General features: G+C 63.1%; 5 protein-coding genes, 1 tRNA gene and 1 pseudogene. 3 read left to right on the forward strand and 4 right to left on the reverse strand.

Features of this window, described 5'->3' with window-relative positions; translation table 11 throughout:
• Positions 1 to 1,165 (reverse strand): annotated as a pseudogene (locus EN879_RS11195) (AsmA family protein); the annotation flags it as partial.
• 289 nt (positions 1,166 to 1,454) lie between these two features.
• Here EN879_RS11195 and EN879_RS11200 point away from each other — a divergent pair.
• A complete protein-coding gene (locus tag EN879_RS11200; protein WP_063170466.1) occupies positions 1,455 to 3,413 on the forward strand; it encodes an acetoacetate--CoA ligase in 1,959 nt (652 codons plus the stop codon).
• A gap of 324 nt (positions 3,414 to 3,737) precedes the next feature.
• Here EN879_RS11200 and EN879_RS11205 read toward each other — a convergent pair whose 3' ends face one another.
• Positions 3,738 to 7,520: a PAS domain S-box protein gene (locus EN879_RS11205; RefSeq protein WP_127274057.1), complete on the reverse strand. Its 3,783-nt coding sequence runs from the start codon at positions 7,518 to 7,520 to the stop codon at positions 3,738 to 3,740.
• 248 nt (positions 7,521 to 7,768) lie between these two features.
• Here EN879_RS11205 and EN879_RS11210 point away from each other — a divergent pair, with 248 nt between their 5' ends.
• Together EN879_RS11210 and EN879_RS11215 are read left to right on the forward strand one after the other, a co-directional pair.
• Entirely contained in the window at positions 7,769 to 8,227 is a 459-nt protein-coding gene (locus tag EN879_RS11210) for a phasin (protein WP_013530255.1), read from the forward strand.
• Between the two features lie 369 nt (positions 8,228 to 8,596).
• A tRNA-His gene (locus tag EN879_RS11215) sits at positions 8,597 to 8,673 on the forward strand.
• A gap of 413 nt (positions 8,674 to 9,086) precedes the next feature.
• Here EN879_RS11215 and lhgO read toward each other — a convergent pair.
• On the reverse strand, positions 9,087 to 10,277 hold the full coding sequence (gene lhgO / locus EN879_RS11225) for an L-2-hydroxyglutarate oxidase (RefSeq protein ID WP_199489664.1): 1,191 nt from the start codon (positions 10,275 to 10,277) through the stop codon (positions 9,087 to 9,089).
• Positions 10,278 to 10,303: 26 nt separating this feature from the next.
• The gene (locus EN879_RS11230; RefSeq protein ID WP_063170078.1) at positions 10,304 to 10,990 is read right to left on the reverse strand and encodes an ATP-binding cassette domain-containing protein; all 687 of its coding nucleotides are present in this window, start codon (positions 10,988 to 10,990) and stop codon (positions 10,304 to 10,306) included.
• Positions 10,991 to 11,126 lie beyond the last annotated feature (136 nt).

Consider the following 11,126-nt stretch of genomic DNA (forward strand, 5'->3'; position numbering starts at 1 on the left):
CCGCCGTGGCGTGCGCCGCCGACAGCCTGAGATCGAGATTGATCTTGTCGGCGAAACTTGTGTCGATTTCGCCAGGCCCCGCCCCTCCGGTCGGCACCAGCGGGGTGAAGGCCGACAGAAACGATCTGAGGTCGAGCGTGTCGAAGGCGAGCGTGCCGGAGATCACCGGTTGTGCTTCACCAAGCGAGAGGTCCAGCGCACCCATCCCCGGATTGTTGTCGAGTGCAATCGCCGTGTTGTCGAACTTGACGCGCCCGCCGGTCGCGGTGATCTTGCTCGAAATGCTGACCGAGCCGATCGCCGCACCCGGAGCGATGCCGGCCTGCGACCATTCCAGGACACGCCGCAGCGAGGGTGCCGAGAACTTCGCTTGACCGTCGAAATAGGTATTTTCAGACATGCTGGCCGTGCCGTCGAACGAGAAGGTGGCGGGCGCCGCCTTGAAGGACAGTGTCAGCGGCGCCGTGCCGCCGGCAAACAGCACAAGCGGTTTGGCCGAGGCGACGTCCAGCGCGACGCTTTCGCCCCGCCAGATGCCGGTTGCCGACAGCGTCGCATTGCTGTTCATCGCCGCCCAATTTGCCTGACCGTTCAAACTGCTCAGGATCTCGACGTCCTTGCCGCCGATGGAGGCTACCATGCGGCCGTCACGAAACTCGACCGTGCCGAAGGTGTCGGTAGGCAGCTTGTCGAGGTCCGGTTTGGCGGGGTCGGCGTTGACCAGGCCGCGCGCCGTGTCGATGGAGCGCGTGATGCGCCCGCCGGTCGGGACAGCGGGCAGGAAAAGGCCGGCAGGCGTGCGCTGGACCCGGATCGTCGGCCGCACCAGCCGCGCCGTCGAAAACACCACGTCGCCGCGCAAGGCCGCCATGGCGGAAAGGTCGACCTCGACCCGTTCTGCCTCGACCACCGGCGGCGCCTCGGTGTCGGTCCATTGTGACAGCGTCACATCGGTCAGGATGGCGCGGAATGTCGGCCAGACCTCGATACGCGGCGAACCGTCGATGGCGACACGGAAGCCGCTCCACGCACTCATTTCCCAGGCGATGCGGTCGCGCACGATACGGGTGGAGGCAATCAGCGGCAGGGCGGCAACGACCAGCGCGACGACGATCACGGCAGCGCCGATCGCCCATATTCCGCGCCGGATCATAGATGATGGCATATGGCCCCGTATGCTTCCATTCCGACAATCGCCCGACGGGTGTAACCCCAGGTGTCACCACGACCCCGGTCGTCACCACGGCCCCGGTCGTCACCACGACTCCAGTCGTGACCAGGACTTCCGGCCGTCACTACGACTTCAAGTTGTCACTACGACTTAGGGCTGAGGCATTTCAAGTCTTTATGGCCCGGCGATGGCATTTGCGCACATCTGGTCGCATCAGCCGAACAAAATCTTGCTCTGCTGCGCTGCGATATGCATAAGCGATGGCGACCGTGGAGGAACGATCATGGCTGCCGAACAACCGCTCTGGACCCCGACGCAAGACCAGATTGACGCAGCACCCTTGACCGCCTTCACCAAAGCCGCCGGAGTCAAAGCCGGCGTAGCGTTTTCCTCGTATTCGCAGCTTCACGCCTGGTCGGTCGAGGACCGTGAAGGGTTCTGGAGCCTGGTCTGGGATTTCTGCGGCATCGTCGGCGACAAGGGCGACAAGCTGCTCGTCGACGGCGACAAGATGCCCGGCGCTTCTTTCTTTCCCGATGCGACACTGAATTTCGCCGGGAATCTGCTGAAGAAGACCGGCTCAGGCGACGCAATCGTGTTTCGCGGCGAAGACAAGGTCGAGCGCCGGCTGTCCTGGAACGAGTTGCACGCGCTGACCTCGCGGCTGCAGCAGCTTTTCCTGTCGCTCAAGGTGAAGAAGGGCGACCGCATTGCCGCCATGATGCCCAACATGCCGGAGACCGTCGCCGCCATGCTGGCCGCCGCCTCGGTCGGCGCCGTCTGGTCGTCCTGCTCTCCCGATTTCGGCGAGCAGGGCGTGCTCGACAGGTTCGGCCAGATCGAGCCCGTCGTCTTCATCGCGCCGGATGGCTATTGGTACAATGGCAAGGCGATCGAAGTCGCCGACAAGATCGCCGCGGTCGCGGCCAAGCTCGGCACTGTCCGCAAGATCCTGGTCGTCGACTATCTCGGCACATCGAGCGATGTCGCCGGGATCATCGACAAGGCGGTGGCGCTGGAAGAGGCGCTGTCGCCCTTCGCCGGCAAGCCCGTCGCCTTCGAGCCGCTGCCGTTTTCGCATCCGCTTTACATCCTGTTTTCGTCGGGAACGACCGGCATTCCCAAATGCATCGTCCATTCGGCCGGCGGCACGCTGATCCAGCATGTCAAGGAACACCGGCTGCATGCCGGTCTCACCGACGGCGACCGCTTTTTCTACTTCACCACCTGCGGCTGGATGATGTGGAACTGGCTGGTGTCGGGGCTCGCTTCGGGTGCGACGCTGCTGCTCTATGACGGTTCGCCCTTCTACCCCGACGGCAATGTGCTGTTCGATTTCGCCGATGCCGAGAAGATGACTTTCCTCGGCACCTCGGCCAAGTTCATCGATTCCGTGCGCAAGGCCGGCCTCAAGCCGATCCGCACGCATGATCTGTCCACTGTGCGGGCAATCTCCTCCACCGGCTCGCCGCTGTCGCCGGAAGATTTCCGCTTTGTCTATGACGGCATCAAGAAGGACGTACATCTGGCCTCGGTCTCCGGCGGCACCGACATCGTCTCCTGCTTCGTGCTCGGCGTGCCGACGCAGCCGGTCTGGACCGGCGAGATCCAGGGACCCGGCCTCGGCCTGGCCGTCGATGTCTGGGACGACGACGGCAGGCCGGTCCGACAGGAGAAGGGCGAGTTGGTCTGCGCAAAAGCCTTTCCGGCGATGCCGATCGGCTTCTGGAACGACCCCGATGGCAAGAAGTACCGGGCGGCCTATTTCGAGCGCTTCGACAATGTCTGGTGTCATGGCGATTTCGCCGAATGGACCGAGCATGGCGGCCTCATCATCCATGGCCGCTCCGACGCCACGCTCAACCCGGGCGGGGTGAGGATCGGCACGGCGGAGATCTACAATCAGGTCGAGCAGATGCCTGAGATCCTGGAAGCATTGTGCATCGGACAGGACTTCGACAACGACGTGCGCGTCATCCTGTTCGTGCGCCTGGCCGCCGGCGTGCAGCTCGACGAGGATCTGGAAAAACGCATACGGGCAAAAATCCGTAGCGGCGCGAGCCCGCGTCACGTGCCGGCAAGGATCGTCGCCGTCACCGACATCCCACGCACCAAGTCGGGCAAGATCACCGAGCTTGCGGTGCGCGACGTGGTGCATGGCCGCGCCATCAAGAACAAGGAGGCGCTCGCCAATCCAGAGGCGCTTGAGCTGTTCAAGAACCTGCCGCAATTGGCCGAGTAGCTGCTAATGCATGTCGCTCAAAAGTGGCCCGGTTTTGAGGCAACGACACGTATGAAAAAGTGACTTCGGAATGGTTAACGAAATATCTCGCTAGAATTTACCTAGATTTCATGAGTGGTACACATTCGTAAATTTTCCGGCGCCCCGGTAAGGGGTTGTTAAGGTCCGGCGTCGATAGTCGCAGGTAACTTGAGGGAGAAATCCCGTTCCTCAGCCCCGAGGATCCGAATTCGCTCAAGCCCCCGTTGTGACAGCAATCCCATCTCTTAAGGCGCCTTTGGGCGCCTTTTTCTTTTTATCGGGATCGAAGCGTGGAGGGCTGATCTATTCCGCGAGCACACGGGTCGATGGAAAAGCGACCTCGACCAAGGTGCCTTCGCCCGGGGTCGAATTGATGGTGAACCGGGCACGGTTGGCTTCCACCATCGCTTTGGTCAAAGGCAGTCCAAGCCCGGTGCCGTCGCCGCGTCCGCGCTTCAGCGCGTTGATCTGCTTGAACGGCTTCAGCGCCTGCTCGATCTCGGCATGGCTCATGCCGATGCCGGTGTCGCGCACCCGCATGACGACGTCGCCCGACGTCTCATAGGCGGTCGAGACGATCACCTGGCCGCCGGCCTGGGTGTAGCGGATGGCATTCGACAGGATGTTGAGCGCGATCTGGCGCACGCTGCGCAGGTCCGCCACCACTTCCGGCAGCCGCGAAGCGAAGCTGGAGCGGATGATGACCCGTTCGCGATTGGCCTGCGGCTGCATCATCGCCACCGTCTCGGCCAGCGTGTCGTTGAGCGACACCGCCTCATAGGCCATCTCCTGCTGGCCGGCCTCGATCTTGGAGATGTCGAGCAGGTCGTTGACCAGGTCGAGCACATGATTGCCCGAGCGGTTGATGTCGCGCAGATAGTCGCGGTAGCGGTCGTTGGCGACAGGTCCGAACTTCTCGTCGACCATCAGTTCGGAAAAGCCGATGATGGCGTTGAGCGGGGTGCGGATCTCGTGGCTGATGCGGGCGAGGAAATCGGTCTTCTGCGAGGACGCGCGCTCGGCCACCGCACGTGCCTGCGTCAAGTCCTCTTCGGCCCGCTTCCACTGCGTGATATCGCGAACGACGGCGCAGAAGCCGCTGTCGTTGGGCAGCCGGCCGATGGTCATGAACAGCGGAATGAAGCGGCCTTGCGATTCGCGACCGATCACCTCACGGCCGTCGTTCATGACACTCGCCACGCCGGGCTCGGACAGTCCGTTGAGATAGTCGCGTGCCGCGCGCTGACTTTCGATGGCAAACAGCGAGGCGAACGGCTTGCCGGTCACATCGTCGCTGTCGAAGCCGAACAGTGCTTCGGCCGGCCGGCTGATCGATCGGATGGTGCCGTCACGGCCGATCAGCACGACGCCGTCGGTGGCGGTGTCGATAATGGTGCGCATCTCGGCGATGCGCACCTTGAGCTCGGAAATATCCGGCTGCGTCTGCTCGTCGCCAACCACATGCAGGCTCGCCGGCGCATCATCCTCGCCGGAGCGTCGCACGACCAGCATCAGCGCCTTGCCGTCGCGCCAGGGGACAGAGCGCAAAATGGCCTCGATCGGGAATTCCTGTCCATCACGCGTCTTCAACCGCAGCGCGCGATCGGTGCCGTCGGAAACGCCGTCGTCGGCATAGGGGTCGGCAAACAACGCGCCGAGGCCGCCGGCATCCGCCAGATCGTCGAGCGCCTCGTAGCCGGTCAGGCTGAGGAATTCCTCGTTCGCATAGTGCAACTGGTCTCCGGAATGGATGAGCAGCGGCACGGGCAGCTTACCGAGCAGCGACGTGTCCGGGGCCTTGTGTTCATCTCCGGCGGAAAACGCCGACGGCACGAACCCTTCGGCCTTGAGCGGCGGAACCTGCAGGCGAGGGCGCTCGACGCGTATTTCCGCAGCGTCGCCTGCATTGACGGCCTGCGCGGCAACCGCCTGCTCGTCAGGCGATGCGGCTTCCTCGTCGGGCTGCGCCCAATCCTCGCTGTCTTCGGCATCGCGAAAATCTGCTGACGTCATGCTGTCGTCATCGAGGACATCATGTGTCGCGTCAGTGGCTTCAGGCTCTTCGCCGGGCGAAACCGCAGCGGTGTTCTCTGGTTCCGCCGCCACGGGGCCACGTTCGTCATCTTGGCCGGCATAGTCCAGCAACGAGCCCGTCACCTTCATCCCAGGGGGGGCTTCACGAGCCGCTTCGTCCGGGTGACCGTCAAGCCGTGCCAGATCCTGCTCGTCTTCGGCATCGACATCGGTCTCGGATGGCTCGACCGGTTCGTTCTCTGGCCCTGACGCAGGGATGCCGCCGGTGCGCATCGGGTCGTCGGACGCCTTGACCGGAGCCTCGGTCTCCGCTGCCGACGCCTCAGCAGTCTCAGTCTCTGGTGGCTCGACCGGAGCACTCTCCTTCTTCAGCCGCTCGCCGATTTCGCGGAAGGCGCTGCGTTCCAGGGTCGAGAGGCCCTTGTCGTTGGCTGGCTGGCGATGTTCGGCGAGCCGGATCACCTTGTCGGCAAAGCGCCGCTCCTGTTTCGGCACGATGGTCAGCGCCGGCACCTCGCCCTTGAACGGATCCGATGCCTGAGCGTCCTCGGCCCTGGGCTCCTCAGCGTTCGGCTGTTCGGGCGCGGGTTGGATGACTTGCGGTTCCGGCGTTGCCGGCGCCCGGCCATTGGGCACCAGCGCCATGCCGATGGCCTCCGGATCGACGACCGCGTCGCTGGCGCGGGCAACGCCGAAGCCGCGGAAACCCTCGAAGGCGCGGCTGCGCCCATAGACAGGCAGCGCCGCCAGGTCGACGGGTATCTTCAGATCGGTGCCGACGACCGGCCACAGCACGGAGCGTCCGGACCAGGTATCGCGCCGTTCGAGGAGCCCCGATATCTCGCCCGAGGGGTCGAGGCCGAATGTGGCGGCGACATCCCTGAAGCGTCGGCCAATCACGTCGGCCGCCGGCTTGCCGACGATGTCGGCGAATTCCGGCGACAGCGCGCTGAACTTGCCTTCGGCATCGGTGCGCCAGACGAAGCGCACCGGCGCCGCTGCGCGGTCTATCGCCGAGACGGTCGTCGGCGTGGCCGCGGAGGTGGACTGGACTTCCAGGGCCGCCGGTTCTTGAGGCGCTTCAGGTCCGGACGCAGCTGGTCGCGGCGCCTGTTCCCCTCCGTCCTCGCCGGCGTTGAAGTACCAATGGTCGTGTTGCGCCGGTGTGGGCTCTGCTGCCGCCTGATCGCTGTTGGCAGCCGTCGGCGCCTGCCCGATCACGTCGGTGATCGCATGCGGCTGCGATGCGGCGACGTCCTCGGTCGGCAGTGCGGCGCCTGGTTCCTCGGTCGGCGTCTCGCCACCCTGTTCCGGCTGCGAAGCCGCATCGCCAGCTGGTGCCGCCTCGGCAATGGTTTGCGTGAGGTGTTCGCCCGCAGGGGCTGTGTCGTCGAGCTGGTCCTCGTCGATCACCACCAGCAGATGCCGCTCCTCGGTCAATCTTGCCAGCCCCGCCGGGTAGGAGGCCGTGCCGCCCGGGACAAGGCGCTTGACGATGCGGTCGCTCTCGGCTGCGACGTCGGCAACCAGTGCTGCCAGCGTCTCCGGCAGGATGCCCAGTGCCGAAAATCCTTCCGAGGCCGCCTCAACGTTGCCCCTGGCATCGACAAAGGCGATGAAATGACCATCCTCGGTGAAGCCGCTAATGGCGCGCGCGGCGATTTCGCCGGCACTGCGTGACCCTGTCTGAGCCGCCGGCACTGCCAGCATGATCGCCTTCTCGGCGTCCGGCATGGTCACCGCACTGGCCAGGAAGCCGACGGCGCGGCTGGTCATGCCGGTCGCCAGCCGCACCATGATGGCGCGGTCGCTGCCAATCTCGGGAAATCCGCTGGTCGCCATGATCTGGCGCCTGGCGATCACGGGCAACTGCGCCGAGGCGCCTATGATCGCCTCGATGTCGGGATAACCGAACATCGCGGCTCCTGGCCCATTGGCCCAGATCACCTGCTCCAGATCCGCCGACAGGATCGCGATCGCGTCGCCTGCGGCAAAGCGCTGGCGGACCGCGTCGAGCACGGCGACATCAAGGAAGGAATATTCGGACGGCATGCGCTTGGCGGACCTCACGGAGCGGCGATTTTGCAGTTAACGCTTTGTTAATAAAAGCCGGAGGCGCGAAGGTCCACAAGCCAGAACGTGCAAAGGCTGGAATCTGGGCTCTTGGTTAACGGCCCAAAAGAAATTTATGGTGCACTGCAACAAAGATATTGCAATGCACAAAATTTGCCTTTATATTGCCATCATACATGAACGAGACGGCTTTCTGTCAAAGCCGCTGCCGCTGAAAAGGATGGAAAATGTCCAGGACCAAGACCGCCGAGACGATCGAAAACGTTGAATTCCCGAGCTTCGACGCTTCCAAGGCCACTGACCAGATTCGCGCTTTCGCCGAAAAGGGCGTTGAGCAGTCGAAAGAGGCTTATGCCAAGCTGAAGACCGGCGCCGAGGAGACCCAGAAGGCTCTGGAGTCGACCTACGAGACCGCCAAGACCGTTTCCAACGACCTGTCGCTCAAGACCATCTCCGCTTTGCGTGCCAATGCCGAGGCCGGTTTTTCCCACCTCGAAGCCCTGATCGGCGCCAAGTCGCTGTCGGAAGTCGTCGAGCTGCAGACCGCCTTCCTGCGCAAGCGCGTCGAATCGACCGTCGAGCAGGCCAAGGACTTCCAGGCCGTTGCCTCCAAGGCCGCCGAGGACGTCTCCAAGCCGATCAAGACCGCCTTCGAGAAGGCGATGAAGGAAATCAAGGTTGCCTAACATTTGCGCATGATCTGAAGATGCAACAAAAGGTCGCATTTTCTTAAAAACGATCAGGTGTATGATGGCAGCCATCAAGGAATACCCGGTGAGTGGAACCTCCTCCCTCTGCTCCCCGGGGTGACCAGCCAGCACCTCCTCCCGCTGGCTCGTAACAGGAAAAGGCCGGCACCTCCTCCCGCCGGCCTTTTTCTTTGTCCGTCGCCTGGTCCTTGCCTGCGCCTTCTTGCCGGGCGAATGCCGCGCCGATGTGGGGAAGTGACCTTTGCTTTCCAAAAGCCTTGAATTAGAATCCATAAGCCCGTAAGGACGCATCGCCGAACGACAGAGCGGCGGATGAGTTTCTGTTTCGATCCGCTCAGGCAACGTGCCGTTGTAGCTCAGATGGTTAGAGCGCCGGATTGTGGATCCGGAGGTCGCTGGTTCGATCCCAGCCAACGGTACCATAAATAGAGACATAATTTCAAAGACTTAAAGGCTTCTGGTTAGCTAGGCTGGCTTGGGTGTCGGTGCGTCTTATGGACGTGTACCATTCTGGTGCCATAGGGAGGCCGTCCAGCTATGACGGTCGACAAAATGGCGGTCAGCCGGGAGCGAACCCTGCCAATGACGTCAGCCGTCGTTTCGCCTGAGATCTTTGCGCAGCCAAAAAAGCCGTCGTCCACACGGAACCTTTGCTTGCGGAAACCGCAGGCCAAGTTGCTACCCTCTCGCCGGGAGCGGCATTGCTGGCCTGGTGGTGCGCCGATCTGGTTCCGACGCAAAAGCTGCGTTGGCCGCGGCCGGTGCCCTAATTCCCTTCTTGGCCAAGGCAGATACTCCAGCGTTCAGTTGGGCTCCAGTGCGTACCGCCTCATTTTCAGCAGCCCTGTATGAGGCGATCTCGAATCATCTCTGCAATCGGGATCGCCGAGGTGGCGGCGGGGGAAGGCGCGTTGCAGACGTGCAGCATGCGGTCCGTTTGTGCGAACAGGAAATCATGGATGAGGGCACCGTCCTTGCGCACGGCTTGCGCGCGGATGCCTGCTTCGTGCGGGAGCAGGTCGGCGAGCTTGAGGCTCGGACAGTATTTCCGGCACTCCTTCAGATAGCCTGGCTTCCAGAGCGAGTTGCGGAGTTCCGTTACCGCAGATCCGCGGTTGGCGAACACGGTTTTCCAGAAGCCGGGAAACAGCGCGTAGTCGGCCATGTCCGAAACATTGAACGAAAGCCGTGGATAGCCTTCGCGGGCAAAACCGATAACGGCATTCGGCCCGACCGTGACGCTGCCGTCGATCATCCGCGTCAGGTGCACGCCAAGGAAGGGCAGGGCTGGATCCGGGACGGGATAGATCAGATGGCGGACAATGTCGTTCTTCGATGCGGGAAGGCGATAGTATTCGCCGCGGAAGGGAACGATGCGATGCTCGATCGAAAGCCCGGCGAGCACGGCCAGCCGGTCTGATTGGAGACCGCCGCAGACCACCAGTTTTTTCGCCTGCCAGTTTTCGCCGGCCGACGCGATATCGACGGAATCGATGACTTCGCGAATGCCGGTGACGCGCGTCGACAGGCGGATCTCGCCGCCAAGCGCCCTGATGCGCCGCCCCATGGCTTGGCAGACATCGGCATAGCTGACGATGCCGGTCGAGGCCACGAAAAGCGCGCCGAGACCGCGGATGTTCGGTTCCCGCTCCTTCAATTCACCCTCGCTGACGCGCCGGACTTCGATCGTGTTCTGCTTCGAGCGTTCGTGGAGCGCCTCCATGCGCTGCACTTCGAGTGCGGAGGTGGCGACGAGCAGTTTGCCGCAGACATCGAAGCGGATGCCGTTCTCCTGGCAGAAGGCCTTGGTGGCATCCGCGCCCTTGCGGCAGAGCTCGGCCTTCAGGCTGCCTGGCGGATAGTAGATGCCGGCATGGATGACACCACTGTTGTGGCCGGTCTGGTGCTTGCCGAGAGCCTCCTCTTTTTCCAACAGGATCAGGCTGCAGCCGGGATATGTTTCCAGCAGCCGCATGGCCGTCGCCAGGCCGACGATGCCGCCGCCGATGACGCAGTAGTCGAAAATCATTGTTGTAGCCCTTGCCTGCCCGATTATGCGTGCGCCGTCTGACGATCGCCATAGTCGAAATAGGCCTTTTCCAGCGCATGCCCGTCGGCAAGCTCGCTTGCCGAACCCTCCAGCGCGTTATGGCCGTTGCGCGGCACGTAGACGCGGGAAGCGAGGTCGAGAATGCGAGCGGTGGACCGTTCGACGACGAGCAGGGTCAGCCCGCTGGCGTTAAGCTGGCGGAGGCTTTCGTAGACCTGGTCGATCACCAGCGGCGCAAGGCCAAGCGACGGTTCATCGATCATCATCAGCGACGGGCGCTGCAGGATGGCGCGGGCGATGGCAAGCTGCTGCTGCTCGCCGCCGGAAAGGTGGCCGGCAACGCCGCGGTAGCGGGTCCTGAGGATCGGAAGATTTCCAGAACCCGTTCCCAGATCGGCGGCCGCTTCGGCCTTGTCCTTGCGGATCATGCCGCCGAGCAGCAGGTTTTCCCGCACCGTCAGTGTCCGGAAGATACTGCGGCCTTCCGACACCAGTGCCAGGCCCTTCCGGCATAGCTTTTCCGGCGCCTGGCCGGCGATCGACTCGCTGTTGAAGGCAAGCGTGCCCCCGGTCGGCGCCATGGCCCGGAAATTGATTTCAGAAGCGTGGATTTGCCGGCGCCGCGATCTGGCCTCGTCGTTCCCGGCAAGCAGCAGCTGACGATCAATCTCCTCGCGTGGTATCGACATCTCACGGCGGCCAGATATCGCTGCCCTGATATCAAGTGTGTAGACCGGACGCCGCTGCGGAATGCCAAAGGATAGTGCTCTTTGACAATCTTCCCCTTCACTGAAGCCACCCCGATCCAGTTCCAGCAGCCCCTGC

Origin of the sequence: Mesorhizobium sp. M7A.F.Ca.AU.002.02.1.1, from assembly GCF_003998535.1 — a bacterium.
Taxonomy (GTDB): domain Bacteria; phylum Pseudomonadota; class Alphaproteobacteria; order Rhizobiales; family Rhizobiaceae; genus Mesorhizobium; species Mesorhizobium ciceri.